Annotated in this window: 21 protein-coding genes; 14 read left to right on the top strand and 7 right to left on the bottom strand. The window is 67.4% G+C overall.

All coding sequences use genetic code 11. The annotated features are described in order from the left end of the window. The first annotated feature begins 8 nt into the window (after positions 1-8). The 4 genes from LK542_RS07540 (at position 9) to LK542_RS07525 (ending at position 7358) form a co-directional block, all read left to right on the top strand. Entirely contained in the window at positions 9-1844 is a 1836-nt protein-coding gene (locus LK542_RS07540; protein WP_227803113.1) for an ABC transporter transmembrane domain-containing protein, read from the top strand. A 148-nt stretch (positions 1845-1992) separates the two neighbouring features. Further along, on the top strand, positions 1993-4014 hold the full coding sequence (locus LK542_RS07535) for a Cache 3/Cache 2 fusion domain-containing protein (RefSeq protein ID WP_227811413.1): 2022 nt from the start codon (positions 1993-1995) through the stop codon (positions 4012-4014). Between the two features lie 162 nt (positions 4015-4176). After that, the gene (locus tag LK542_RS07530; protein WP_227811412.1) at positions 4177-6207 is read left to right on the top strand and encodes a Cache 3/Cache 2 fusion domain-containing protein; all 2031 of its coding nucleotides are present in this window, start codon (positions 4177-4179) and stop codon (positions 6205-6207) included. Between the two features lie 62 nt (positions 6208-6269). Further along, positions 6270-7358 carry a low specificity L-threonine aldolase gene (locus LK542_RS07525; protein ID WP_227811411.1) on the top strand — a complete coding sequence of 363 codons (1089 nt, stop codon included), beginning with the start codon at positions 6270-6272 and terminating at the stop codon, positions 7356-7358. On the opposite strand, the gene LK542_RS07520 is transcribed toward LK542_RS07525, so the two are convergent. Beyond that, positions 7355-7696: a hypothetical protein gene (locus LK542_RS07520; protein ID WP_227811410.1), complete on the bottom strand. Its 342-nt coding sequence runs from the start codon at positions 7694-7696 to the stop codon at positions 7355-7357. The genes LK542_RS07525 and LK542_RS07520 overlap by 4 nt on opposite strands. A 76-nt stretch (positions 7697-7772) precedes the next feature. On the opposite strand from LK542_RS07520, the gene LK542_RS07515 reads away from it, so the two are divergent. From LK542_RS07515 to LK542_RS07485, 7 genes are all read left to right on the top strand, one after another. Beyond that, positions 7773-9710 carry a hypothetical protein gene (locus tag LK542_RS07515; protein ID WP_227811409.1) on the top strand — a complete coding sequence of 646 codons (1938 nt, stop codon included), beginning with the start codon at positions 7773-7775 and terminating at the stop codon, positions 9708-9710. 80 nt (positions 9711-9790) lie between these two features. After that, complete coding sequence (locus tag LK542_RS07510) at positions 9791-10450, top strand: glutathione S-transferase family protein (protein ID WP_227811408.1); 660 nt, start codon at positions 9791-9793, stop codon at positions 10448-10450. A gap of 89 nt (positions 10451-10539) precedes the next feature. Continuing rightward, positions 10540-10983 carry an SRPBCC family protein gene (locus LK542_RS07505; protein ID WP_227803120.1) on the top strand — a complete coding sequence of 148 codons (444 nt, stop codon included), beginning with the start codon at positions 10540-10542 and terminating at the stop codon, positions 10981-10983. Between the two features lie 82 nt (positions 10984-11065). Further along, positions 11066-11860, top strand: coding sequence for a thymidylate synthase (gene thyA, locus LK542_RS07500; protein ID WP_227811407.1), 795 nt, complete (start codon positions 11066-11068; stop codon positions 11858-11860). Positions 11861-11993: 133 nt separating this feature from the next. Next, positions 11994-12497, top strand: coding sequence for a dihydrofolate reductase (locus LK542_RS07495; RefSeq protein ID WP_227811406.1), 504 nt, complete (start codon positions 11994-11996; stop codon positions 12495-12497). 2 nt (positions 12498-12499) lie between these two features. Further along, a complete protein-coding gene (locus LK542_RS07490) occupies positions 12500-13138 on the top strand; it encodes a DUF4337 domain-containing protein (RefSeq protein WP_227803123.1) in 639 nt (212 codons plus the stop codon). A gap of 174 nt (positions 13139-13312) precedes the next feature. Next, complete coding sequence (locus tag LK542_RS07485; RefSeq protein WP_227803124.1) at positions 13313-15571, top strand: arginine/lysine/ornithine decarboxylase; 2259 nt, start codon at positions 13313-13315, stop codon at positions 15569-15571. 53 nt (positions 15572-15624) lie between these two features. On the opposite strand, the gene LK542_RS07480 is transcribed toward LK542_RS07485, so the two are convergent. From LK542_RS07480 to LK542_RS07470, 3 genes are read right to left on the bottom strand one after another with little or no spacing between them, the layout of a single operon-like run. Further along, positions 15625-16287: a cation transporter gene (locus LK542_RS07480; RefSeq protein ID WP_227811405.1), complete on the bottom strand. Its 663-nt coding sequence runs from the start codon at positions 16285-16287 to the stop codon at positions 15625-15627. Positions 16288-16343: 56 nt separating this feature from the next. Continuing rightward, a complete protein-coding gene (dcd, locus tag LK542_RS07475) occupies positions 16344-16910 on the bottom strand; it encodes a dCTP deaminase (protein ID WP_036247129.1) in 567 nt (188 codons plus the stop codon). A gap of 37 nt (positions 16911-16947) precedes the next feature. Next, positions 16948-17763, bottom strand: a complete 816-nt coding sequence (locus LK542_RS07470; RefSeq protein ID WP_227811404.1) for an alpha/beta fold hydrolase — start codon at positions 17761-17763, stop codon at positions 16948-16950. Positions 17764-17956: 193 nt separating this feature from the next. On the opposite strand from LK542_RS07470, the gene LK542_RS07465 reads away from it, so the two are divergent. Next, the gene (locus tag LK542_RS07465; RefSeq protein WP_227811403.1) at positions 17957-20152 is read left to right on the top strand and encodes a DUF4214 domain-containing protein; all 2196 of its coding nucleotides are present in this window, start codon (positions 17957-17959) and stop codon (positions 20150-20152) included. Positions 20153-20155: 3 nt separating this feature from the next. Here the strand turns inward: LK542_RS07465 and LK542_RS07460 are convergent, their stop codons facing one another. Further along, positions 20156-21016, bottom strand: coding sequence for an intradiol ring-cleavage dioxygenase (locus LK542_RS07460; protein WP_227811402.1), 861 nt, complete (start codon positions 21014-21016; stop codon positions 20156-20158). A gap of 135 nt (positions 21017-21151) precedes the next feature. Between LK542_RS07460 and LK542_RS07455 the strand changes: the two genes are divergently transcribed. Continuing rightward, positions 21152-21838: a response regulator transcription factor gene (locus tag LK542_RS07455; RefSeq protein ID WP_227803128.1), complete on the top strand. Its 687-nt coding sequence runs from the start codon at positions 21152-21154 to the stop codon at positions 21836-21838. A gap of 1 nt (position 21839) precedes the next feature. Further along, a complete protein-coding gene (locus tag LK542_RS07450; RefSeq protein ID WP_227811401.1) occupies positions 21840-23195 on the top strand; it encodes an ATP-binding protein in 1356 nt (451 codons plus the stop codon). Between the two features lie 3 nt (positions 23196-23198). Here the strand turns inward: LK542_RS07450 and LK542_RS07445 are convergent, their stop codons facing one another. Then, positions 23199-25556 carry a DNA internalization-related competence protein ComEC/Rec2 gene (locus LK542_RS07445; RefSeq protein ID WP_227811400.1) on the bottom strand — a complete coding sequence of 786 codons (2358 nt, stop codon included), beginning with the start codon at positions 25554-25556 and terminating at the stop codon, positions 23199-23201. Positions 25557-25591: 35 nt separating this feature from the next. Then, a complete protein-coding gene (locus tag LK542_RS07440) occupies positions 25592-25900 on the bottom strand; it encodes a PAAR domain-containing protein (protein WP_227811399.1) in 309 nt (102 codons plus the stop codon). Positions 25901-25999 lie beyond the last annotated feature (99 nt).

Here is a 25999-nt window from a genome sequence, read left to right as displayed (position 1 = left end):
CAGAGACGATGACTTCCCGCTCCACCAGCAAGACCGACACACAAGACCTGGATGCTTCGCGCAAGGGCAGCCTGGCCACCCTCAAGGGCCTGCTTCCTTTCTTGCGCCCCTACCGCCGCCAGTTCGTCCTCGCCGGCATCGCGCTGCTGTTCGCGGCCGGCGCCACGCTCGCCATTCCGGCCGCCTTCAAGCAGATGATCGACCACGGCTTCGGCGCCAGCGCCGGTTCCCAGAGCATCGAACACGTGGACGCGACCTTTTTGGCCCTGTTCGGCGTGGCCGCCGTGCTGGGCGTGGCCACCGCGGCGCGCTTCTTCATGGTCTCGTGGCTGGGCGAGCGCGTCACGGCCGACATCCGCGCCGCCGTCTACCGCCACGTGGTGCACCAGAGTCCCGAGTTTTTCGAGACCACCCGCACCGGCGAAGTGCTGTCGCGCCTGACCACCGACACCACCCTGATCCAGAGCGTGGTCGGCACCAGCATTTCGCTGGCCCTGCGCAACACGCTGCTGTTCGTGGGCGGCCTGGTGATGCTGTTCGTGACCAGCCCGAAGCTCACCGCGATCATCCTGGGCCTCCTGGTGCTGGTGGTGCTGCCGATCGTGCTGTTCGGCCGCCGCGTGCGCAAGCTCTCGCGCGATTCGCAGGACCGCATCGCCGACGCCTCGGCGCTGGCCGGCGAAATCCTGAACGCCATGCCCACCGTGCAGTCGTTCACCCAGGAAGGCGTCGAGGCGGGCCGCTTCCAGCGCTCGGTGGACAGCGCCTTCCAGACCGCGATCCGCCGCATCCGCGCGCGCGCCGTGCTCACCATGCTGGCCATCGTGCTGGTGTTCGGCGCGATCGTGTTCGTGCTCTGGCTGGGCGCCCACGCGGTGCTGGCCGGCACCATGACCGGCGGCGACCTTGGCCAGTTCATCCTGTACGCCTCGATCGTCGCCGGCTCGATCGGCGCGCTGTCGGAAGTGATGGGCGAAGCCCAGCGCGCCGCCGGCGCCACCGAGCGCCTGCTCGAGCTGCTGGCGGCGCGTTCCGACATCCAGGATCCGGCCCGCCCGCAAGCGCTGCCGGCGCGTACCGCCAACGGTGCCCGCGTGACGCTGGACCAGGTCAGCTTCAGCTACCCCTCGCGCCTGGACAGCGCCGCGATCTCGCACCTGAGCCTGGACGTCGCAGCCGGCGAGACCGTCGCCCTGGTCGGACCTTCGGGCGCCGGCAAGACCACCCTGTTCCAGCTGCTGCTGCGCTTCTACGACCCGCAGGCCGGTTCGATCCGCCTGGACGGCGTCGACATCCGCGACCTGGCGCTGCATACCCTGCGCGGCGCGATCGGCATCGTTCCCCAGGACACCATCATCTTCTCGGCCAATGCGCTGGAAAACATTCGCTACGGCCGGCCCGATGCCAGCGACGAGGAAGTGTTCCAGGCGGCGAAGGCTGCCGCCGCCCACGAATTCATCGAGCGCCTGCCGCAGGGCTACGGCTCCTTCCTGGGCGAGCGCGGGGTGCGCCTGTCGGGCGGCCAGCGCCAGCGCATCGCGATCGCGCGCGCCCTGCTCAAGAACCCGCCCCTGCTGCTGCTCGACGAAGCCACCAGCGCACTCGACGCCGAATCGGAACGCCTGGTGCAGCGCGCGCTGGAAGCGGCGATGGTCGGCCGCACCACGATCATCATCGCGCACCGCCTGGCGACCGTGCAGCGCGCCGACCGCATCATCGTGCTCGACGAAGGCCGGGTGGTGGAATCGGGCACGCACGCCTCGCTAGTGGCCCAGGGCGGCGTGTACGCCAAGCTGGCGGCGCTGCAGTTCCAGGCGCCGCTGCCGCTCGAGCAGCTTTCCTGAGCAGGGCCGGAACGGGTTCATGTACCGGGCATGACCCGTTCATATTGTTGCAACAACGCAGCAAATTCATCAAATTTTTGGCAACGCTTGTTGTCAAATGGAAACGTTGGGCTGTATCATGCCGGGCTGTCCTGCACCTCGCCCTCTCATGACCAACAATCAGCTTCACCCAGCCAGCTGGACCCTCGGCACCCGCATCAGTGCCATCACCTTCGCCCTGATGGGCACCACCATTGCAGCGCTGCTGGTGGTGATCACCTTCTCCATTTCATCGATGCTGGAAGAGCGTGCCGCGCACAGCGTGCAGAACGAGCTGCGCAGCGTCGCCAACACGGTCGACATGTTCAACCGCGGGGCCAGCGGCCAGATCCGCAGTTTCGGTGAAATCCTCAGATCCTCGCTGCCCGGCAGCCTCGAGCTCGACCCGGCCAGCCCGGTCGACGTCAGGGGCAAGGCCACGCCAAGCCTGAAACTGGACGGCAAGGTCCTGAACCTCGACTTCAGCGTGCCCGACGCATTCAGCACGCAAACCGGCGGTACGGCGACCATCTTCGTCCACGATGGCGAGCAGTTCATCAGCGTGAGCAGCTCGGTGAAGCTGGAAAACGGCGAGCGCGCCGTCGGCGGCAGCCTGGATCGCGACAGCCCGGCCCATGCCGCGCTGCGCGAGGGCCGCAGCTACCTGGGCCTGGCCACCCTGTTCGGCAAGCAGTACATCACCCATTACGAGCCGGTGCGCGACGGCGCCGGCAAGGTGGTGGCGGCGCTGTACGTGGGCGTCGACGTCAGCGCCGACCTGGCGCTGCTGAAGGACCGCATCCGCGCCATGAAGGTCGGCGACACCGGCTACTTCTACGTGCTGGACGCCGCGCCGGGCAAGGACTGGGGCAAGCTGATCGTCCACCCGGCCAAGGAAGGCAGCAACATCGCCGAAAGCAAGGATGCCGGTGGCCGCTTCTTCGTCAAGGAAATCCTCGAGAAGAAGGAAGGCAGCATCCACTATCCGTGGCAGAACCCGGGCGAAGCCGAGGCACGCGAGAAGTTCGTGGTTTACACCCATGTCAAGGACTGGAACTGGGTGGTCGCGGGCGGTACCTACCTCGACGAGATCACCGCGGCCGCCACCCGCCTGCGCAACCGCTTCATCGGCTTCGGCCTGCTGGCCCTGGCCGTGCTGGCCGGCGTGCTGTACACCACCATGCGCGCCAAGGTCTCGCGTCCGCTGGCCGAAGTGCGTGACGTCGCCAGGCGCATCGCCGACGGCGACCTGACTGCGCGGGTTGACGGCGAGCGCGGCGACGAGATCGGTCTCCTGAACGACGCCATCAACACCATCGGCGCCGGCCTGTCTACCGTGGTCGGCAAGGTGCGCGAAGGCGCCGAGCAGATCGCCACCGCCTCGGCCGAAATCTCGAGCGGCAACCTCGACCTGTGCCAGCGCACCGAGGAGCAGGCGGCCAGCCTGGCCACCACCGCCTCGTCGATGGACCAGCTGACCGCCACCGTGCGCCAGAACGCCGACAATGCGCGCCAGGCCAACCAGCTGGCCGTCAGCGCTTCCAGCATCGCCCAGAAGGGCGGCGCCACCGTCGCCCAGGTGGTCGAGCGCATGAATGCCATCCACCAGTCTTCGCGCAAGATTTCCGACATCACGGGCGTGATCGACAGCATCGCCTTCCAGACCAATATCCTGGCGCTGAACGCGGCGGTGGAAGCGGCGCGCGCCGGCGAGCAGGGCCGCGGCTTTGCCGTGGTCGCCAGCGAAGTGCGCAACCTGGCGCAGCGCAGCGCTGCCGCGGCCAAGGAAATCAAGGCGCTGATCGACGCCTCCAATGGCGAAGTCGAGGCCGGTGGCAAGCTGGTGGCCGAAGCCGGCGTGACGATGAACGAAGTGCTCTCCAGCGTGGCGCGGGTCACCGACATCATGGCCGAGATCACGGCCGCCAGCCAGGAGCAGAGCAGCGGCATCGAGCACGTCAACCGTTCGGTCGGTGCGATGGACGAAGCGACCCAGCAGAACGCCGCCCTGGTCGAGGAAGCCAGTGCCGCCGCCCAGGCCATGCAGGATCAGGCTGCGGAACTGGCGCGCGCAGTGCGCGTATTCCGCATCGGTGGCGAACAGCCGGCGCTGGCCGCGCCGGCGTCGCGCCCTGCTCTACCGCTGCATTGATACAGCAGTCTGGCCTTTCATGACGAAGCGACAATAAGTGCTTGACGTTAGGGCAATTCTGTTGCTGCACTGCCGCATCCGGAGCGAGTCCGCGTCACATTTATTGCTATACGGAAAATTAAGGAGGTAAGATGCGGAGGCGTTCAGCTTCCGGATCTTCCCATGCTTCTCCATCAATACCGTCCTGCCAACTGGAACGTCGGCACCAGGATCAGCGTCATTTCCTTTTTCCTGATGGGCTCAGTCATCGCCGCACTGGTGGCGCTGCTGACCATCACCACCTCGGACATGCTCGAGGAACGCGCCACCAAGGGCGTTGCCAACGAACTGCGCAGCGTGGCCAATACGGTCGAGATGTTCAACAAGAGCGTCAGCAGCTCGGCCAGGAGCTTCGGCCATATCTTCCGCAACACCCTGCCCGGCGCATTCGAACTCGACACCTCGGCCACGGTCGACATCGCCGGCAAGGCGACGCCTTCGCTCAAGCTGGACGGCAAGGTACTCAACCTCGACTTCAGCGCCCCGGACGCCTTCACCGCCCAGACCCGCGGCAACGCCACCATCTTCGCCGTCGACGGCGACGATTTCGTGCGGGTGACGACCTCGGTGAAGAAGGAAAACGGCGAGCGCGCGGTCGGCACCAGCCTGGACCGCAACAGCCCGGCCTATGCCGTGCTGCGCGCCGGCGGCACCTACATCGGCCTCGTGACCCTGTTCGGCAAGCAGTACATCACCCAGTACGAACCGGTGCGCGACGCGGGCGGCAAGGTGGTCGCGGTCCTGTACGTGGGGGTCGACATCACGGAAGACATGAAGCTGCTGAAGGACCGCATCCGCGCCATCAAGGTCGGCGACACCGGCTACTTCTTCGTCCTGAACGCCGCACCCGGCAAGCATTACGGCGACCTGCTGGTGCACCCGGCCAAGGAGGGCAGCAATATCCTCGACAGCCGCGCTGCCGACGGCCGCCTCTTCGTCAAGGAAATGCTGGAAAAGAAGGAAGGCGTGATCAGCTACGACTGGGCCAATCCGGGCGAAGCCACGGCGCGCGAGAAGTTCGCTGCCTATACCCACATCAAGGACTGGAACTGGGTCATCGCCGGCGGCACCTACCGCGACGAGATCACCGCCGCCGCCACCACGCTGCGCAACCGCTTCATCCTGATCGGCCTGGCCGCGCTGGCGGTGCTGGCCACCATCCTGTACGCCTTCGTGCGCGCCGGCGTCACCCGCCCGCTTGATGAGGTGCGCGAGGTTGCACGGCGCATCGCCGAAGGCGACCTGAGCGCCCGCATGGACCACAGCCGCCGCGACGAGATCGGCATGCTTACCGACGCCATCAACACGGTCGGCGCCAGCCTGTCGACCGTGGTCGGCAAGGTGCGCGAAGGCGCCGAGCAGATCGCCACCGCCTCCGCTGAAATCTCGAGCGGCAACCTCGACCTGTGCCAGCGCACCGAGGAGCAGGCGGCCAGCCTGGCCACGACCGCCTCGTCGATGGACCAGCTGACCGCCACCGTGCGCCAGAACGCCGACAATGCGCGCCAGGCCAACCAGCTGGCCGTCAGCGCCTCCAGCATCGCCCAGAAGGGCGGCGCCACCGTCGCCCAGGTGGTCGAGCGCATGGACGCCATCCACCAGTCTTCGCGCAAGATTTCCGACATCACCGGCGTAATCGACAGCATCGCCTTCCAGACCAATATCCTGGCGCTGAACGCGGCGGTGGAAGCGGCGCGCGCCGGCGAACAGGGCCGCGGCTTTGCCGTGGTCGCCAGCGAAGTGCGCAACCTGGCGCAGCGCAGCGCTGCCGCGGCCAAGGAAATCAAGGCGCTGATCGATGCCTCGAACGGCGAAGTCGAGGCTGGCGGCAAGCTGGTGGCCGAAGCCGGCGTGACGATGAACGAAGTGCTCTCCAGCGTGGCGCGGGTCACCGACATCATGGCCGAGATCACCGCCGCCAGCCAGGAACAGAGCAGCGGCATCGAGCACGTCAACCGTTCGGTCGGTGCGATGGACGAAGCGACCCAGCAGAACGCCGCCCTGGTCGAGGAAGCCAGTGCCGCCGCCCAGGCCATGCAGGACCAGGCCGCCGAGCTGGCGCGCGCGGTGCGCCTGTTCCGCCTGGCGGACGAGCACGATGCCTTGCCCGCCCCCGGCGCCGGCAAGCGTCCCCTCGCACTCGCCCAGCGCTGACGCGGGCTTCACCACAAGGCGCAGTTCGGTGTAGAGTGGCAGCCCTGCTACAGGAGCCTGCCTTGAACGACACCGAACTGCTGCGCCGCTGCCACACCATCTTCCCGGGCCACCGCGCCCGCCGTCCCGCTGAATTGTTCGCCGCCATGGCCGCCTGGTGCGAGGAGAACGGCGTCGACCACGACGTCTACGGCCAGGGCGCCCTGCTGCAGGAATTCGAAGCAAAAGTCGCGCGCCTGCTCGGCATGGAAGCGGCGGTGTTCTGCATCAGCGGCACCATGGCCCAGGTGACGGCGCTGCGCCTGGCCTGCCAGGACCGCGCGCGCGACCTGGTCGCACTGCATCCAACCTCGCACATCTTCGTACACGAACGCTCCAACTACCAGCTGCTCGGTCACTTCAAGGCCTTGCAGGCGGGTGACCGCTACCGCCCCTGGCAGGCGGCCGACCTGGCGGCGATCCCGGACCGCCTGGGCGCGGTCGGCATCGAACTGCCGCTGCGCGAGATCGGCGGCCAGCTATCGCCCTGGGAAGAACTGGAAGCGATCAAGGCCCACTGCCGCGAACGCGGCGCCCACCTGCACATGGACGGCGCGCGCCTGTGGGAAGCGGCGGCCGGATACGGCAAGCAGGTAGACGAGATCGCGGCCGGCTTCGATTCGGTCTACGTGTCGCTGTACAAGGGCATCGGCGGACTGGGCGGCGCCATGCTGGCCGGCCGGCGCGAATTCGTCGAACGCGCGGCGGAGTGGTTCCGGCGCGAAGGCGGCAATGTGATCCACCGCTCGCCCTACGTGGTCGCTGCGGCGATGCAGTTCGACGCGCGCCTGGCGGCCATGCCCGACTACTTCCGCCGCACCCGCTTCTTGTACGAGGCCCTGGCGGCCCACCCGATCATCCGCGTGAATCCGGCTGCGCCGCAGGCCAACATGCTGCACCTGCATATCCCGGTGCCGCCGGAGCGCGCCCTCGCCATCCGGCGCGAGCTGGCCGAGGAGCAGGGCATCTGGATGTTCAACCGCATCGCCAGCGGCGCCCTGCCGGGGACCAGTTCCTTCGAGCTGTACGTCGGCGACAACCTCCTGGCCGCGCCGGACGACCGGGTGCATGCGGCGCTGGCGCTGTTCGCCCGGGCGCTGGCGCAGGGCTAGGGGCGCGGGCTGTCGGGCAGCGCCGCGTACCAGGCGGCATACGGCGTGTTCTTCACCATGCGCCGGTTGTAGTCCGGAGCGCCGTCGGTCCACCACATCGGCCCGCGTTCGCCCAGGGCCTGTTTGGCCGCATCGACCGCCGCCCGTGCATCGCGTTCGGCCGTGGCGTCGCCGGCTCGCTTCGCACGGCCCACCTGGCGGCGCGCGTCCATCAATTGCTGGACCAGTTCCTGGCGCCGTGCGGGAGCGAGCGCAGGATTACTGGTGCGCCAGAGGCGTCCGTCGACGACGAAATAGCGTCCATCGGGCGTAGGCGGGTACTTGTGGGTCTCGACCATCCCTGCATGATATCTGCGCGAGGGCATCGGCGGCGCCGGGCTTGCTAGAATCACAGCTTTTCAGCCGAACAGCACCATGCCAAGAATCGCTCTTGCCACGTCGACCGCCATCATGCGCAAAGCCGCTTCCATCGGCGCCGCCTTCCTGTTCGCCGTGTTCGCCGTGCTGTGCCTGTCGAAGGCGCGCCTGATCGGCGACGGCATGGAATACCTGACGATGGCGCAGGGCTTCGTGGCGCACGCCTCGCCCGAGCTGCGGCAAAGCGACGTGGATGCGATCAGGGCCATGCCGCCGGGAGCGCTGGCGCGCGGGGGATTGCCGCCGCAACTCCTGGCGGATACCTACCGGCGCGTCGCGCACGACACGCCCATCGACGGCGGCTACGCGCGCGCCCGCGACGGCAGCGTGCATGCGATCCACTTCTGGCTGTACTCGCTGCTGGCGGCGCCCTTCTATGCGGTGGTGACGCTGCTCGGCAAGAATCCCTTCATGGCGCTGGTCGCGCTGAACCTCGCCATCCTCGCCGCCGGCGCCTGCTGCCTGCGCGCCTGGCTGCCCGGCACCCGGCTGCCGGAACTGGGCCTGGCCGCGCTGCTCGGCCCCCTGTACTACACGGTCTGGATCGGCCCCGAAGTCATGGCCGGCGTATGCGTGCTGCTGGCGACCCTGGCGGCGCTGCGGCGCGACCCGGCACTGGCAGTGCTGCTGGCGGGGCTGGGGGCAAGCCAGAACCCCTCGATCGCCGGCCTGATCCCCGCCAGCGCCGCATACGTACTGCTGCTGCGCCGCTTTCCCGCGACCGCCCTGTTCCCGCCGCGCGAGCGAGGCGCGCAGCGCTGGCGCGCCATCCTGCTCGTCACCGCGGGCGTGGTCCTGGCGGCCCTGCCCTTCGTCCACAACCAGGCGCTGTTCGGCATGCCGAGCATTATCAGCCGCTATTACTTCGACCTGGCGCTGGTCACGCCGGATCGCCTGTTTTCCTTCCTGTTCGACCTGAACCAGGGCCTCGTCATCGGCCTGCCCGGCCTGCTGTCCTGCGCCGCGATCGTCGCGCTCAGGCTCGATCCGGTCCGGCGGCGCGCGTGGCTGCTGCATCTCGGGCTGGCCATCCTCCTGATGCTGGGCATGGCGCTGCCGACGCTGGCCGCGACCAACTGGAACAGCGGCGCCCTCTACCTGTCGCGCTACGCCTACTGGACCTCGATGCCGATCCTGGCCGTGTGCCTGGCGGGGCTGGTGCGGCTCGACGCACGGACCCGCGTCCTGGCGCTGGTGCTGGCCATCGTGCTGCAGGGACTGGCCGGTTGGCAGGCCTACCGCGGCCGCACGCCCGCCTTCATCGCCCAGGGACGGCTTGCGAGCTGGGTGCTCGACCATGCGCCGCAGCTGTACAACCCGGACCCGGAGATCTTCCTGGAGCGCGAACGGCGCAGCGACGGCATCATGGATTACGACGACGTCGTGATCCACAGCGGACCGGATGGCCCGACCAAGTTGATGCGCTTCTGGTCGAATCCGCGCGATGGCGATCTGTGCGAACCGGGAATGCAGCTGGCCGCGGACGGGGTGGTGACGCTCGCTTCCGGCTGGCGCTACTACAACGCGCCGCTGCGCTGCGAGCCGGCGACGCCTGGCCTGCGCATCGTGGTCGGACCATCCATGCCGCCCATCCTCGAGCGCGGCTGGTCCAGCATCGAAGGCGGCGCGGTCTGGACCGATGGCCCGCGCTCGACCCTGCGCATCGCGATTCCCCAGGGACGGCGGGTGCGCTACCTCGGCCTGGACGGGCGCTATGTCGAGGGTGTGCGCGCAAGCCGGCTGCGCGTCAACGGCATCGACCTCGGCGAACAGGTGCTGGGCCGCGGTCCGCTCGCGCTGCCCGCTGCCGCCGCCGGCGCCGCGCTGCTGGAGATCACGCTCGAACACCGCCTGCCGGCAAGGCCGGCCAACGCGCCCGACCAGCGCGCCCTCGGCTTCTTCCTGCGCGGGGTGCTGGTCGAGTTCGAACCCTGAGGAATTGCCGCCGGGACGCGCGAGAACTCTGCTAGAGTCATGCGGCACGTCCCATGCCACCTGCTTGAAAGGAAGCCGATATGCCGCTGGTTCTCTATGGCCACCCGTTCTCGTCCTATACCCAGAAGGCGCTGATCGCGCTGTACGAGAACGCTGTCGCGCACGAATTCCGTTCGCTCGATCCTGAAACGCCCCAGCATGCGCCGGAGTGGATGCGGCGCTGGCCGCTGCGCAAGTTCCCGCTGCTGGTCGACGGCGAACGCAACGTGGTCGAGACCAGCATCATCATCGAGTACCTGCAGCTGACCCATCCCGGCCCGGTGCGCCTGCTGCCGGAAGATCCGATGGCCGCGCTGGGCGTGCGCTTCCTCGACCGTTTCTTCGACCTGCACGTGATGGACGCGGTGCAGCAGGCCGTCGCCGGCGCGCTCACGGGCGACCCGGCCAAGCGCGAAGACGCCGTGCTCCTTGCGCGCGAGCGCCTCGAGCGCGCCTACGCCTGGCTGGAAGGCGAGCTGGCAGACCGGACCTGGGCCGCGGGCGAGTCCTTTTCGCTGGCCGACTGCGCCGCCGCGCCCTCGCTGTTCTATGCCGACTGGACCCACCCGATCGGCGCCGACTACCCCATCGTCACGGCCTATCGCGCGCGCCTGCTGGCGCGGCCTTCGTTTGCCCGGGCGGTGGACGAGGCGCGCCGCTTCCGCCATTACTTCCCGCTCGGTGCGCCGCCGGGCGACTGAAACATCGCGGCGCCGATGTCGAATCCCTGCCGGCCCGTTCGTCGTGCCGGCAGAGGGATGTCCTCTGACCATCCGACAAGGGAAGCATCATGTCCGCCAATACCGTCCAGCTGCATCGCATTTTCAAGTCGTCCGCCGAGCGCGTGTACCGCGCCTTTACCACGCCCGCCGCCTTTGCCAAGTGGCTGCCGCCGCATGGCTTCACCGCGACCGTCCACGAGATGGACAGTCGGGTCGGCGGCGGCTACCGCATGTCCTTCACCAACCTGACGACCGGCGCCAGCCATTCCTTCGGCGGCGAATACCTCGAGCTCGCACCGGGCAAGCGGGTGCGCTACACCGCCGCCTTCGAAGATCCGCAGCTGCCGGGCCGGATGCAGACCACCGTCGACCTGCGCGAGCTAAGCTGCGGCGTCGAGGTGCGCATTGTGCAGGAAGGGATTCCCGAGATGATCCCGCTCGAGTCCTGCTACCTCGGCTGGCAGGAGTCGCTCGAACTGCTCGGCAAGCTGGTGGAACCCGAGATCAAATAAGAGGACAAAGAGCGGGCCGTATTGACATTCCTGCAGGCGCAGTCGGTTACAATATCGGGCTGTCACCCATCGATCGTTTCGAATGCGCCAATATCTCGAATTCATGCGCCATGTGAAAGAACATGGCGCGGTCAAGACCGACCGCACCGGCACCGGCACGCTGTCGGTCTTCGGTTACCAGATGCGTTTCGACCTGCAGCAGGGCTTCCCCCTGCTGACGACCAAGAAGGTCCACCTGAAGTCGATCATCCATGAACTGATCTGGTTCCTGCAGGGCTCGACCAACATCGCCTACCTGAAGGAAAACGGGGTCAGCATCTGGGACGAGTGGGCCGACGAGAACGGCAACCTGGGCCCGATCTACGGCTACCAGTGGCGCAGCTGGCCGACGCCGGATGGCGGCCACATCGACCAGATCTCACAGGTGCTGGAGCAGATCCGCCAGACTCCGGACTCGCGCCGGATGATCGTCTCCGCATGGAACGTGGGCGACATCCCGAACATGAAGCTGCCGCCCTGCCACGCCTTCTTCCAGTTCTACGTCGCCGACGGCAAGCTGTCCTGCCAGCTGTACCAGCGCAGCGCCGATATCTTCCTGGGCGTGCCCTTCAACATCGCGTCCTACGCGATCCTGACCCACATGATGGCCCAGCAGGCCGGCCTGGAGGTCGGCGAGTTCATCTGGACGGGCGGCGACTGCCACCTGTACAGCAACCACATGGAGCAGGTCGAGCTGCAGCTGTCGCGCACGCCCAAGGAACTGCCGCGCCTGCTCATTCGCCGCAAGCCCGAATCGCTGTTCGATTACCGCTTCGAGGATTTCGAGGTGACGGGCTACGATCCAGACCCGGCGATCAAGGCGCCGGTGGCTGTCTGAAAGCCGCAACGGGCCGTGCATAGTGCTTGACAGCGTGCTTCCAAAGCGACAACATTTTAGACTGGAAATTACTTGGAAATGGTGACAGACATGGTCGACACGGCTCCGTATCCCGGTGCTTGCGGGAGGCAGCGTGAAGCCTGAGGCCGATCCACGCCTGACCCTGGTGGTGGCGATCGACGCCCAGCGCGGCATCGGCGTCGACAACCAGCTGCCCTGGCACCTGCCGGAAGACCTGGCCCATTTCAAGCGCGTCACGCTGGGCAAGCCGATCATCATGGGCCGCAAGACCTTCGACTCCATCGGCCGCCCGCTGCCCAAGCGCCGCAACATCGTCGTCACCCGCAATCCCGACTGGCGCGCCGAGGGCGTCGAGGTCGCCGCTTCGCTGCAGGACGCGATCGCGCAGCTGGATGGCGAAGCGGCCAGCATCATCGGCGGCGCCCAGATCTTCAGCGAATCCATGAACCTGGCTGACTGCATGATCGTCACCGAGATCGACCACGTGTTCCGCTGCGACACCTTCTTCCCGCCGATCGACCCGGCCCTGTGGCAGGAGACCGCGCGCGAAACACATCATTCCGAGGCGAGCGGCTACGGCTACGCCTTCGTCACCTATACCCGCAAGGAACGCTGACCATGACGGACCACGCCATTCGCACCCCGGGCTCGCGGGGCGGAGACAACTTTGCCGGCAAGGTAGCCGTCCTGATCGCCATCCTGGCCACCATGGGCACCATGTTCGGCTTCATCGGCAGCGCGTCGCACAACAACGCGGCCCTGTACAAGAGCAATGCCGCCATCGAGAAGACCAGCGCAGCCAATGCCTGGGGCCATTACCAGGCCAAGACCAGCCGCCAGAACCTGGCCGAACTGGCCGCCGGCCTGCCCGGCGTCGACCAGGGGCACTACCGCGAAGAAATGCGGCGCTACGGGGCCGAGAAGGAAGCGATCCGCAAGGAAGCGGAGCGCTTCGAGGCCGTCTCGAACGAGTGGAACGCCCTGTCCGAGAAAGAACTGCACCGCCACCGCCAGTGGGCCGCCGCCTCGGTGGCCCAGCAGATCGCGATCTCGCTGGCCGCGATCACCCTGCTCTCGCGCCGCACCTGGCTGCTGACCCTGACCAGCGCGGTGGCCGCCTTCGGCGTCACGCTGGCCTTCTTTGCCGCGATCCAGGCCGATCCGATGCCGTTCTCGGCCGGTCCGCTGATGGCGGCGGTCGGCGCGGCCGGCCTGACCGAGGCCTTCCGGCGGGTCGGGCGCCGGCTTGCCAGCTAGAGTGCGCCAAGGATTGCGCGCACTGGTTAGGCTTCGTGGCTAGAGTCGCAAAAAAATTGCACCGGCGCGCTTAATTTCTGCGAAAATCCGTTTCCTCTTTTTTCCGGTGCCGTGGCCGGCGCACAAGCCCATCCGGGTTTGGCGCTTCCACGGCGCTTCGCTTTGGAGCTGTCCATGAAATTTCGTTTCCCCATCATCATCATTGACGAGGACTTCCGTTCCGAGAACACCTCCGGTCTCGGCATTCGCGCACTCGCGGCCGCGATGGAGCAGGAAGGCATGGAAGTGGTCGGCCTGACCAGCTACGGTGACCTGTCCCAGTTCGCCCAGCAGCAGTCGCGCGCCTCCGCCTTCGTGCTGTCGATCGACGACGAGGAATTCGGCGGCGGCTCGGCCGAGGAAATCGATTTCGCCTTGACCCGCCTGCGCGCCTTCGTCAAGGAAATCCGCCACAAGAACGCGAACATCCCGATCTATATCTACGGCGAGACCCGTACCAGCCGCCACATCCCGAACGACATCCTGAAGGAGCTGCACGGCTTCATCCACATGTTCGAGGACACCCCGGAATTCGTGGCGCGCCACATCATCCGCGAAGCCAAGGCCTATCTCGATTCGCTGGCGCCGCCCTTCTTCCGCGCGCTGGTCAACTACGCCTACGACGGTTCCTATTCGTGGCACTGCCCGGGCCACTCGGGCGGTGTCGCCTTCCTGAAGTCGCCGGTCGGCCAGATGTTCCACCAGTTCTTCGGCGAGAACATGCTGCGCGCCGACGTCTGCAACGCGGTCGAGGAACTCGGCCAGTTATTGGACCATACCGGCCCGGTGGCCAAGTCCGAGCGCAATGCCGCCCGCATCTACAACGCCGACCACTGCTACTTCGTCACCAACGGCACCTCGACCTCGAACAAGATGGTCTGGCACAGCACAGTGGCGCCGGGCGACATCGTGGTGGTGGACCGCAACTGCCACAAGTCGATCCTGCACTCGATCATCATGTGCGGCGCCATCCCCGTGTTCCTGATGCCGACCCGTAACCACCTCGGCATCATCGGACCGATCCCGCTGGAAGAGTTCACCCCGGAGTCGATCGCCCGCAAGATCGAGGCCAACCCGTTCGCGCGCGAAGCCGCCAACAAGAAGCCGCGCATCCTCACCATCACCCAGTCGACCTACGACGGCGTGGTGTACAACGTCGAGACCCTGCGCGAAATGTTGGACGGGAAGATCGACACCCTGCACTTCGACGAAGCCTGGCTGCCGCATGCGGCCTTCCACGACTTCTACAAGAACATGCACGCGATCGGCGAAGGCCGTCCGCGCGCCAAACAGTCGATGATCTTCTCGACCCAGTCGACGCACAAGCTTCTCGCAGGTTTGTCGCAGGCCTCGCAGGTGCTGGTGCGCGAATCGGAAACCGTCAAGCTGGACCAGGACGCCTTCAACGAGGCCTACCTGATGCACACCTCGACTTCGCCCCAGTACTCGATCATCGCCTCCTGCGACGTCGCCGCCGCCATGATGGAAGCGCCGGGCGGCACCGCCCTGGTCGAGGAATCGATCCTGGAAGCGCTCGACTTCCGCCGCGCCATGAAGAAGGTCGACGCCGAGTTCGGCGAAGACTGGTGGTTCAAGGTCTGGGGCCCGGACGTCGAAGGCGAGGAAGGCATCGGCGAACAGAAGGACTGGATGATCCGCGCCGAAGACGACTGGCACGGCTTCGGCAAGCTGGCGCCGGGCTTCAACATGCTCGACCCGATCAAGTCGACCATCGTGACCCCGGGCCTGTCCCTGGACGGCAAGTTCGGCGAGACCGGCATCCCGGCCTCGATCGTGACCAAGTACCTGGCCGAACACGGCGTGATCATCGAGAAGTGCGGCCTGTACTCGTTCTTCATCATGTTCACCATCGGTATCACCAAGGGCCGCTGGAACACCCTGGTGACCGCGCTGCAGCAATTCAAGGACGACTACGACCGCAACAAGCAGGTGTGGCAGGTGATGCCGGACTTCGCCGCGGCCAACCCGCGCTATGAAAACCGCGGCCTGCGCGACCTGTGCACCGACATCCACAACTTCTACAAGCAGTACGACGTGGCGCGCCTGACCACCGAGATGTACCTGTCGGACATGGTGCCTGCGATGAAGCCGTCGGATGCGTTTGCCAAGATGGCGCACCGCCAGATCGAACGCGTCGCGATCGACGAACTCGAAGGCCGCATCACCGCGATCCTGCTGACGCCTTACCCGCCGGGCATTCCGCTGCTGATCCCGGGCGAGCGCTTCAACAAGACCATCGTGGATTACCTGCGCTTCGCGCGCGACTTCAACGAGCGCTTCCCGGGCTTCGAGACCGACGTGCACGGCCTGGTCAAGCGCGAGGTGGATGGCAAGCGGGGCTACTTCGTGGATTGCGTGAAGCAGGACGCGTAAGCAAAAAAAGGGGCGCAAGCCCCTTTTTTTACGCCTGCATATCGGGCAAGGCGCTAGCGGCGTTTGAGTTCGACCGCCGCGGTCTGTGGCGCCGCCGCCGCATCCTCGCGCATCTCGCGACGCGCGTGCGTGATCACGGAGTACGCTGCCGACAGGCCGAGCAGGCCCATGATGCTGGCCACCAGCAGGTCGGGCAGACCGGACCCTAGCCCGAACACGCCCAGCGCCGCCAGCATCACGGCCAGGTTCGAGATCGCATCGTTGCGGGTGCACAGCCACACCGAACGCATGTTGGCATCGCCATGGCGGTAGGCCCATAACAGCACACCCACCGAGCAGTTGGCGATGAGCGCCAGGCACCCGACCGCGCCCATGGTTTCCGCCTTCGGCACGGTGCCGAGTCGAAGGTGCCAGATGGCGGTGCCGAGCACGAAGACGCCGTAGCCGCCCATGGTCGCGCCCTTCACCAGCGCGGTGCGCGAGCGCCAGATCGGCGCCAGGCCAAGGACGAACAGCGAGATGCCGTAGTTGGCGGCGTCGCCCAGGAAGTCGACGGCATCGGCCAGCAGCGCGACCGAACCCGCGGCCCAGCCGGCGACGAGTTCGACGCCGAACATCAGCGCATTGACCCAGAGCGCGATCCAGAGGATGCGCCGGTAGCGGGGATCGACCGGCGGTTTGCTCGCAGAGCAGCCGCCGCTGCAGCAGTCAGCCATGGGACTTGGACCCATCAATATGATTCATATTTGACAGGCTAGCACGAAAAAATGAATCAGGTTTTCGGCAGCGTGACGCCGTGCTGGCCCTGGTACTTGCCGCCGCGGTCCTTGTACGAAGTCTCGCAGACTTCGTCGGATTCGAAGAACAGCACCTGGGCGCAGCCTTCGCCGGCGTAGATCTTGGCCGGCAGCGGCGTGGTGTTCGAGAATTCCAGCGTCACATAGCCTTCCCACTCGGGCTCGAAGGGCGTGACGTTGACGATGATGCCGCAGCGCGCGTAGGTCGATTTGCCCAGGCAGACGGTCAGCACGTTGCGCGGGATGCGGAAGTATTCGATGGTGCGGGCCAGCGCGAAGGAATTCGGCGGGATGATGCAGACATCGCTCTTCACGTCCACAAAAGAATTCGAATCGAAATTCTTGGGGTCGACGATGGTGCTGTTGATGTTGGTGAAGACCTTGAACTCGTCCGCGCAGCGGATATCGTAGCCGTACGAGGAGGTGCCCCACGAAATGACGCGACGGCCGTCCGACTCGCGCACCTGGCGCGGCTCGAAAGGTTCGATCATCCCGGTCTCTTCCGCCATGCGGCGGATCCATTTATCGCTTTTGATAGCCATTGTCGACATTCCAAAAAATCAATCCCGCGATTTTACGCTAAATGACCGCCTCCGGCACCTTTGCCGGCAACAGCCGCTCGATCATCTCATGCGTGAGGCGCGCCGTCTCCTGCGGTTTCTCGAGCGGATACAGGTGCCCGCCCTCGATCATCACCAGGTTTTTGCCGACCAGTTTGCGGGTGGCGTCCAGCCCGGCCTGGCGCAGCTCTTCGGAGCTGGTGCCGGCGATGAAGCCGATCGGCAGCGGGAAAGGCTCGCGCAGGATCTTCCCCATGTGGTGCGGCAGCGTGTTGTAGATCAGGGTCTCGACCTCGCGGTCGAAGCGCAGCTGGACGCCTTCCGGATGCTGGCTCAAGCCGTGCTCGAGGTAGTCGTCGAGCGCACCCGGGGCCCAGGCCTGGAACATCGGCTTCGCGATGAAGTGCTGGTAGGCCGCCGCACGGTCCGGCCAGACATTGCGCCGCCGCTCGGAAAAGCGCGCGGGCGAAAAGCGCGAACCGAGGCCGCGCCGCTTGACCAGCTTCCACAGGAAGGCGCGCCAGCCGGCGACGACCGGCGAATCGAGCATCACCACGCAGCGCGCCAGCTCCGGGCGCTGCTTGGCCGCCATCATGCTGAGCATGCCCCCGAGCGAATGGCCGACCAGGATCGGCGGCTGCTCGTACTTTTCCAGGTGATGGATCAGCTCTTCCACCAGGCCATGCCAGCCGTCCCCGACCGGAAAGCGCGGGTCGTGGCCGTACATGTCGTGGGCGCGCACCTCGTAGTGCTCGCCGAGGGCCTGGAACAGGCGGCTGTAGGTGCCGGCGGGATAGCTGTTCCCGTGGGAGAAATGCAGCAGGGGTTTGCTCATGAAAGGCGGGTAGCTTGAATGACAAGGGCCATTGTAATGAAAGAGGCGCGGCCGCGAACCCCGTTTAGAGGGAAACGCCTACTGGCGCAAGCACCATGCGCCCTGCGTAATCTCTTCCTTTAGCACGAAAAAATATTTCCTTACAGAAATTCCAATGCTAGCATTTGCAACATTGAACTTTCAGGGAAGCAATATGGCGTTGGCGGGAATCGAGCGTTCGGGCAGCGCGGGCAACGATGACATGGTCGGCACAAGCGGTGACGACAAGCTCTACGGAGCGGGCGGCAGCGACATCCTGATGGGCCTGGACGGCGACGACAAGCTCTACAGCAGCCTGCTCCGCGATCCCGCGACCGGCGCCTGGCGCCCCGACGACAAGGGCGACATCCTCGACGGCGGCAAGGGCAACGACCTGCTGCAGGGCGGCGTCGCCAACGACATGCTGCTCGGCGGGGACGGCAACGACACGCTGTATGGCGCCGGCGGCCGCGATTCCCTGCAGGGGGGCGCGGGCGACGATATCCTGCAAAGCGGCCGCCCATGGGACCCGGCCACCGAGGAGTTCAGCCCCGACCTGCTGGGCGATACCCTCGACGGCGGCGACGGCAACGACACCATCTACGGCGATGACGGGGCCGACGTCCTGATGGGCGGCGCCGGCAACGACGGCATGTCGGGTGGCGGCGGCAACGACCTCCTGCTGGGCGGCAGCGGCAACGACACCCTGGTCGGTGGCGCCGGCAACGACACCCTCGACGGCGGCGCCGGCATCAGCCGCCTGGCCGGCGGCCTGGGTGACGACGTGTATTCCGTGCGCAGCGCCCTGGACCAGGTCTGGGACGAAGGCGGCAACGACCGCGGCACCATCTACGCCGACTGGGTCCTGCCGGTGGGCAGCGTCGAGAACTGGACCTGGGCCGCGGGCGTGCAAAAGCTCCCGAACTGGATCGCCGCGCTGGCGGTGCAGGTGCCTGCGGCCCGCCTGCTCGGCGCGGCCCGGATCATCGACTACCATTTCGCCGAGCAGCCGGCCGCCTTCTTCGAAGAGCACGACAAGAAGGGTTTCGAGACCTTCAACGAGGCCCAGCGCGCCCTCACCCGCAAGGCTTTCGAGTACATCAGCAGCGTGGCGAACGTGCAGTTCCGCGAAACCGACTCCCTCGACGGCGAAGGCGTGCTGGTACTGGCCAACAACCAGCAGGAAAATTCATCGGGCTACGCCAGCAACCGCCTGGTGATGCTCAATGCCGACCTGCGCGAGGTGATGGCGCCGACCAGCGGCAATTTCGGCGCCGCGGTCCTGATGCACGAGATCGGGCACGCGCTCGGGCTCAAACACCCCTTCGCGCATGAAGACTCGGTCGGCAACAGCGGCGACGGTCCCTTCCTGAGCAGCGTGGAGGATGCGGCCCACCACACCCTGATGTCGTACAACGTGACGCCGAGCGACTACCAACTGTCGTACAACGCGCTCGACCTGGCCGCCCTCCACTACATCTACGGCCCCACGGGTCAAGTGGCGGCCGGCGACACCACCTGGACCCTGGACGCGGGCCAGGCCAACTTCATCGCCGACGGCGCAGGCAGCGACACCCTCGACGGCAGCGCCTTCGGCGGCGGCATGACGGTCGACCTGCGCCCCGGCTACTGGAGCTTCCTGGGCGCCAAGGGCGACTCGATCGTGAGGGCGAGCCAGGTCACGGTCAACTTCGGCAGTCTGATCGAGAACCTGCGCGGCGGCGCCGGCAACGATCGCCTGACCGGCAACGAGGTCGGCAACCGGATCGAGGGCGGCGCCGGGCACGACATCCTCGTCGGCGGCGCCGGCAGCGACCGGCTCGACGGCGGAGCCGGGATCGACGTCGCAGCCTACGCCGGCAAGCGGGCCGAGTACAAGCTCACCATCGGCAAGGACGCCGTCACGGTGGCCGACTCGCTGCTGCCGGACGTGGATGTCCTGGTCGGCATCGAACGCCTGGCCTTCGACGATGTCATGGTCGCCCTCGACACCGATGGCATCGCCGCCCAGACCTATCGCCTGTACCAGGCCGCCTTCAACCGCGAGCCTGACCTGGCCGGCCTGGGCTACTGGATCGGCCGCATGGAAAGCGGCAGCAGCCTGAAGGACGTGGCGGCGAACTTCATCGCATCCAGCGAGTTTACCGGCATGTATGGCCTCAAACCCAGCCACGCCGACTTCCTCACCCGGATCTACCAGAACATCCTGCACCGCGCGCCCGACCCGGCCGGCTTCGACTACTGGCTGCAGGTGATGGAACGCGGCGCCAGCGCCACCGAGATCCTGGCCCAGTTCAGCCAGAGCCCGGAAAACGTCGCCGCGCTGGCTGGCGTGCTGGAAGGCGGCATCGCCTACCTGCCCTTCGGCTGAGCTTCAGTAGGAGACGCCGACGGTAAGCGTGGCCACATAGCCCTGGTTGGGATTGCCGGTCACGCTGGCCATCTGCAGCGCCGTGCCGTCGCTGAACACGTTGTCGGTGGCATAGCTGATGCGCGCCAGGTTGGCGACGCTGGTGGCGTAGCCTGCCGTCGCATAGGCTTCGTTCAGGGTCGCCAGCGGAAACGCGAACTGCGAGGTCTTGATGCGGTTCGCCGCATTGCTGGCCTTGGACATGCTGGGATAGACCTCGAAGTGCACGTGCGGCATCCGGCCGTCGTAGCAGCCGGGGAAGATGGTCTGAAAAGTGAGCACGCCCTGGCTGTCCGCTTCCTGGACCCCGCGCAGGAAGTTTTCGTTCACGATCCCGTTCGAATACATCGAATAGCCGCCGTCGCGGGTACAGTGCCACAGGTAGACCGCGGCGCCGCTCGCGGCTGCGCAGTTGGCCGCGACGTTCACCAGCTGCAGGCGGATGGTGAGCGGGATGCCCTGCGCGACGCCGCTGGCGCCGGCCACGCTGGCGCGGATGTCGCTGCGCACGATGCCGGACAGGGTCAAGGCATTGGCAACGCCGTTGGCATTGCGGTTGGTGCCGTCGCCCGGATACGGGCCGCCCGTTTCTTCAGGAATGATGGAACAGGCGCTCCCGGCGGAAGCGCTCCCGCCGGTGCCGGCAGATGACGAAGCGGCGAGGCTGGCATCGGCGCCGCCGCCGCAGCCGGCCAGCGGGATCGCGGCGGCGCCGGCGAACAGCCAGCGCAGCGACTGGCGCCGGCTGGCCGCAGTGGCCAGCATGCGTTCGAGGTCGTCGGACAGGGTGGTGTGGTCGGGGGCGCTGGGGGGCGTCGGGGTCATGCTGGTATCCTCCTGTGTTTCGGTAGCCGCATTCTCGTTGCCGCCCATGTAAAACGGGGTAAACCGTATGTAAATCCGCGTAAATGGGGCCTCTTTGCCACAGCGCTGGCGCCCCTGATTTGCTATGCTCCTGACATGAACCATGTATTGCTGATCGACGACGACGTCGAACTGGTCGGGATGTTTTCCGAATACCTTGAACAGGAAGGTTTTCGCACCACCTGCGTCCACGACGGCGCGACCGGGGCGCGCGAAGCCCTGCGCGGCGACTATGCGATCGCGGTGCTCGACGTGATGATGCCCGGGACGAACGGCATCGACGCCCTGCGCCGCATCCGCGCCGCCAGCCGCATCCCGATCCTGATGCTGACCGCGCGCGGCGACGATGCCGACCGCATACTGGGGCTCGAGCTGGGCGCCGACGACTACGTCGCCAAGCCCTGCACCCCGCGCGAACTGACCGCGCGGGTGCGCGCCATCCTGCGCCGCACCCAGCCTGCCGCCGGCGAAGGTCCCGGCGCCGTGCTCGCGGTGGGCAAACTGAACATGTATCCCGAACAGCGCCGCGCCACCTGGGACGGCGCCACGCTGGAGCTGACCAGCACTGAATTCAACCTGCTGGAAGTGCTGGCGCGCCACGCCGGCCGCGCCGTCAGCAAGAACGAGCTGTCCGAACAGGGCCTGGGGCGGCCGCTGGCGCGCTTCGACCGCAACATCGACGTCCACCTGAGCAGCCTGCGCCAGAAACTGGGCCTGCTCGCCGACGGCCGCTCGCCCCTGCAGACGATCTACCGCCAGGGCTACCAGCTGATCCGGGACTAGCATGGGCCGCCTGTTCTGGAAGTTCTTCCTCTGTATCCTGCTGGCCCAGGTGACCGCCGCAGTCGGCATCGGCAGCGCCTTCTGGCTGCGCGAGCGGGCCCGCAGCCAGGCCGCCGAACTCGATACCGGCCCGCCGGCCTGGATCGCGCTCGACGCGGCTGCGGCAACGCTGCGTCACGGCGGCCTGCCGGCGCTGCGCGGGATGCTGGGCGAACTCCAGCGTCCCCAGGTGCTGGTACTCGACCACCTGGGCCAGGAACTGCTGGGCCGTGCGGTGCCGCCGGGACTGGCCGCGGAGGCGCGGCGCCAGCTGGCCTCGGGCGAGGCGACACGGGGCGTGCGCCGGCTGGCGGGACCGGACGGCGCCGACTACATCGCCTTCGTGCGGCGCCAGTTCCGCGGACCACCGCCCGGCGTCATCCAGGCCGGCGGCTCGCCGCGCGGGCCCGGTCCCGGCTTCGGCTATCGCGTCAGCCAGGGCGCCGGCATCGTCGCCGCCACCCTGGCCAGCCTGCTGTTCGCCGCCCTCCTCGCCTGGTATTTCTCGCGCCCGATCCGGGCCCTGCGCAGCGCCTTCGAGGCCGCCGCCGCCGGCGACCTGGCGCCGCGTTTCACGACTGGCGGCCGCGCGGGCGACGAGCTGAGCGACCTGGGACGCGACTTCGACCGCATGAGCGCACGGCTAGCCGCCCTGATGGATGGCCAGCGCCGCCTGCTGCACGACGTCTCGCACGAGCTGCGCTCGCCGCTGGCGCGGCTACAGGCGGCGGTCGGCCTGGCGCACCAGCAGCCGGACAAGATCGGCTCGTCGCTCGACCGCATCGAGCGCGAGAGCATGCGCATGGATAAGCTGGTCGGCGAGCTGCTGACGCTGTCGCGCCTCGAAGCCTCCCCTGGACTGGCCAGGACGGAACAGCTCGACCTGAGCGAACTGGCCGACGAAATCGCGGCCGATGCGCGCTTCGAGGCCGGTCCGGTGGTCCCCACGATCCGGGTGCAGGCGCCGGGCCCGATCATCGTGCAGGGCGACCCCGACCTGCTGTGGAGCGCGCTGGAGAATGTGGTGCGTAACGCGATCCGGCATGGCGGCAGCGGCGGCAGCGTCGAGATCGTGCTGCACGCGGCGGGCGGCCAGGCGCATATCGACGTCCTCGATCGCGGTCCGGGCATTGCCGAGGCGGACCTGGAAGCGGTGTTCCAGCCCTTCTTCCGCGCGCACCCGAACAAGGTCGACGGCCATGGGCTGGGCCTGGCCATCGCGCAGCGGGTGCTGGCGGCGCACGGCGGCAGCATCGGCGCCGCCAGGCGCGAAGGCGGCGGGCTGCGAATGCGACTGAGCCTGCCCTTGCAGGCGTGAGCGCTATTGCCCGTGCCAGTAGCGCCGGCGGCCGGCGCGGTATTCGCTGACCTCGATCTGCCGGCCGAAGGCAAGCAGGACGGCGCCCGATTCGTCGGTACGCAGACGGCGGATGCCGCGGCTGCCGTAGCGTTCGTACACCTCCTTCTTGGGGTGCCTGTAGCGGTTGCGGTACCCGACCTGGAAGATGCCGACCGTTGGTGCGACCGCCGCCAGGAAGGCCGCGGTGGACGAGGTGCCGCTGCCGTGGTGCGGCGCGAGCAGCACGTCGGCCTGCAAACGACCCTGCGCGTGTTGCAGCAACTGCGCTTCCTGGGCCGCTTCGATGTCCGCCGCCAGCAGCATGGCCCGGCCGGCCGCGCTGACCCGCAGCACGCAGCTGCGCGCATTCGCCTTCAGGCCCGGCTCGTCGTAGGAAGGCGGCGCCGGCCCCAGCATTTCGAAACGCACGCCGTCCCAGCTCCATCCCTGTCCCGAGCTGCAGCGGCTGTGGCGCCGGGCCGCGCGCACGACCGGATGGCCGGCGGCGAGCGAGGAATGCACCTGTGCCACCTTGACGCCGCCCAGCAGCGTGCGGGCGCCGCCAGCGTGATCGACGTCGCTGTGCGAAACCACCAGCGCATCGAGTTTCCCGATCCCGCGCCCGCGCAAATACGGCAGCAGGATGCGGCCGGCGGCGTCGGCCCCAGGCGCGTACTGGGGTCCGGCGTCGTACAGCAGGCGGTGGCCGCTCGTCTCCACCAGCAGGGCCATGCCCTGGCCGACGTCGAAGGCCGTCACCGTGAAGCTGCCGGCGGGCGGCGCGCTCGGCAGCTGGGTCAGCATCGGCACCCAGGCCGCGATTCCCGCCCAGCGGTGCGGCCAGCCACGCGGGGCCAGCATCCAGGCCGTGCCGCCGAGTGCCAGCAGGAAGATCCAGGGCTGCGGCGCCGGGGCGTTCAACACTGCGAGCGGGCTGTTGGCGAGCAGCGCGAGGGCATCGGCCAGCAGCTCGACCGCCAGGTGCGCCAGGCCGAGCACGGGGCCGGCCAGCGGCGCCGGCAACATGGCGCCCAGCAGGGCCAGCGGCGTCACCAAGAGGCTGATGACCGGGATTGCTATCGCGTTCGCGACCGGGCTGGCGAGGGACACCTGAGAGAACAACAGCATCGTCAGCGGCACCAGGCCGATGGTGACCGCATATTGCGTGCGGGCCGCCACGGCGAGTGTGCGGCGCCAGCCGGTTTCGATCTGCACGCGCCCGAGGTTCGCGTACAGGATGACGGCCACCGCGCCGAAGGACAGCCAGAAGCCCGCGCCGAGCACGGCCCAGGGATCGATCAGCACCACCACGGCCAGCGCCAGGCACAGCACGTGCGAGAGCGCGACCACCCGCCCGAACCAGAGCGCGGCCGCAACCGTCGCCAGCATGTAGAAGGTGCGCTGCGCCGGGACGCCGAGGCCCGCCAGCAGCACGTACAGCAGCGCCACCAGTGCGCCCGCCAATGCCGCCGCCTTCTGGGCCGGCAGCGCCAGGGGCAAGGCGGCGCCATCGATGAAGAAGGAGCGGCGCCACAGGTAGGAAATCGCCCACGCCGCCAGGCCTGCCACCATCGTGATATGCAGGCCGGAGATCGACACCAGGTGGCTGATGCCGGTGCGGTTGAAGACGTCCCAGTCCGACTGCGGGATGCCGCGCTGGTCGCCGATGACCAGGGCGACGATCACGCCGGCGTAGCGCTCGCCCTCGAGCTGCTGCAGGATGTGCCGCCGCAGCGCGGCACGGGCGCGTTCCACCACGTGGCCAAAGCGCGGCACGAAGGCATCCAGGCGCTGGTTGCGCGGGCCGGCGGGACGAACGTAGCCGGTGGCGCGCACGCCCTGCTCGAGCAGCCAGGCTTCGTAGTCGAAGCCGTAAGGGTTGGCATTGCCGTGCGGGCGCTGCAGGCGCACGACCAGTTGCCAGCGTTCGCCCGGCTGCACTGGTTCCTGCGCACCGCCTGCGGGGGCGACCTGGCCGTACCACGAGACGGCGATGGTGCGCGGGACGGTGGCGCGCGGTGTAAGCACCCGCTCGATGCGGACGTTGAAGCGCGAGCCGCCCTCGAATTCGTGGGGCAGGCTGTCGATGGTGCCGATGATGGCGACGTCGCGGCCCTCCATCTCGCGTGGTAGCGCGTCGGCGATGGCCAGGTGGGCCAGTACGGCAGCCCATGAGGCGCCGAGGAGCGCTGCCCCGAGGATGTTCGCGCCATGCCGGCGCAGTGCGCAGAGCAGCAGTGCGATGACGACGGCGCTGGCTATGTGTTCAGGTGCGGGCAGCTCGGCGCGTGTCTGCAGCCAGCAGGCGCCGGCGACGAAGGCCAGGATGGCGCAGCGCATTGCTTGGGGCGGCGGTCCGCGTGCTGGATGACGCGCTATCCGAGGAGGCTGTCGGCGACGATCTGGAAGTCGTCGAACTGGTCGGCCAGCAGCTTGGGAGCGGGCGAACACCCGCATAGGCACAGGTCGTCGCTTAGTGCGTACTGCCTGCCTTCGGATTGGTCCTGGAGGCGCGGCGCGGCGCACTGGATGACGCCCTGTTCGCCGCATGCGGGGCACTCGACCGGATCGCCTTCGCGGGCGAGCGCCCTGCCATCCTGGGCGCTCAATGTGCAGGATGCCTTGACGACGCCATCGGCGGTGGTCTTCGCGCCGTCGCGGATGTAATAGCGTTTTTGGCTCATTCCTGCTCTCCATGGTGCGGAAAGATGGAATGTAGCGGAATGAGATTGTTCGCCTTTGCGACAACGCAGGCGATTCACGTCAAATGACCGTCAGAGAGG

It is taken from the genome of Massilia sp. IC2-477 (assembly GCF_020707265.1).
Classification (GTDB): Bacteria; Pseudomonadota; Gammaproteobacteria; order Burkholderiales; family Burkholderiaceae_D; genus Telluria.
The sequence above is the reverse complement of the archived record's forward strand: the minus strand, read 5'-3'. Positions and strand labels throughout refer to the sequence as shown.

Coding starts and splice junctions, on each gene's coding strand:
- dcd (WP_036247129.1), bottom strand. CDS start 16,910: ATGGCTATCAAAAGCGATAAATGGATCCGCCGCATGGCGGAAGAGACC.
- LK542_RS07440 (WP_227811399.1), bottom strand. CDS start 25,900: ATGAGCCAAAAACGCTATTACATCCGCGACGGCGCGAAGACCACCGCC.
- LK542_RS07460 (WP_227811402.1), bottom strand. CDS start 21,016: ATGACCCCGACGCCCCCCAGCGCCCCCGACCACACCACCCTGTCCGAC.
- LK542_RS07510 (WP_227811408.1), top strand. CDS start 9,791: ATGCCGCTGGTTCTCTATGGCCACCCGTTCTCGTCCTATACCCAGAAG.
- LK542_RS07505 (WP_227803120.1), top strand. CDS start 10,540: ATGTCCGCCAATACCGTCCAGCTGCATCGCATTTTCAAGTCGTCCGCC.
- LK542_RS07535 (WP_227811413.1), top strand. CDS start 1,993: ATGACCAACAATCAGCTTCACCCAGCCAGCTGGACCCTCGGCACCCGC.
- LK542_RS07450 (WP_227811401.1), top strand. CDS start 21,840: ATGGGCCGCCTGTTCTGGAAGTTCTTCCTCTGTATCCTGCTGGCCCAG.
- LK542_RS07445 (WP_227811400.1), bottom strand. CDS start 25,556: ATGCGCTGCGCCATCCTGGCCTTCGTCGCCGGCGCCTGCTGGCTGCAG.
- thyA (WP_227811407.1), top strand. CDS start 11,066: ATGCGCCAATATCTCGAATTCATGCGCCATGTGAAAGAACATGGCGCG.
- LK542_RS07480 (WP_227811405.1), bottom strand. CDS start 16,287: ATGGCTGACTGCTGCAGCGGCGGCTGCTCTGCGAGCAAACCGCCGGTC.
- LK542_RS07455 (WP_227803128.1), top strand. CDS start 21,152: ATGAACCATGTATTGCTGATCGACGACGACGTCGAACTGGTCGGGATG.
- LK542_RS07470 (WP_227811404.1), bottom strand. CDS start 17,763: ATGAGCAAACCCCTGCTGCATTTCTCCCACGGGAACAGCTATCCCGCC.
- LK542_RS07520 (WP_227811410.1), bottom strand. CDS start 7,696: ATGGTCGAGACCCACAAGTACCCGCCTACGCCCGATGGACGCTATTTC.
- LK542_RS07540 (WP_227803113.1), top strand. CDS start 9: ATGACTTCCCGCTCCACCAGCAAGACCGACACACAAGACCTGGATGCT.
- LK542_RS07490 (WP_227803123.1), top strand. CDS start 12,500: ATGACGGACCACGCCATTCGCACCCCGGGCTCGCGGGGCGGAGACAAC.
- LK542_RS07515 (WP_227811409.1), top strand. CDS start 7,773: ATGCCAAGAATCGCTCTTGCCACGTCGACCGCCATCATGCGCAAAGCC.
- LK542_RS07465 (WP_227811403.1), top strand. CDS start 17,957: ATGGCGTTGGCGGGAATCGAGCGTTCGGGCAGCGCGGGCAACGATGAC.
- LK542_RS07530 (WP_227811412.1), top strand. CDS start 4,177: ATGCTTCTCCATCAATACCGTCCTGCCAACTGGAACGTCGGCACCAGG.
- LK542_RS07485 (WP_227803124.1), top strand. CDS start 13,313: ATGAAATTTCGTTTCCCCATCATCATCATTGACGAGGACTTCCGTTCC.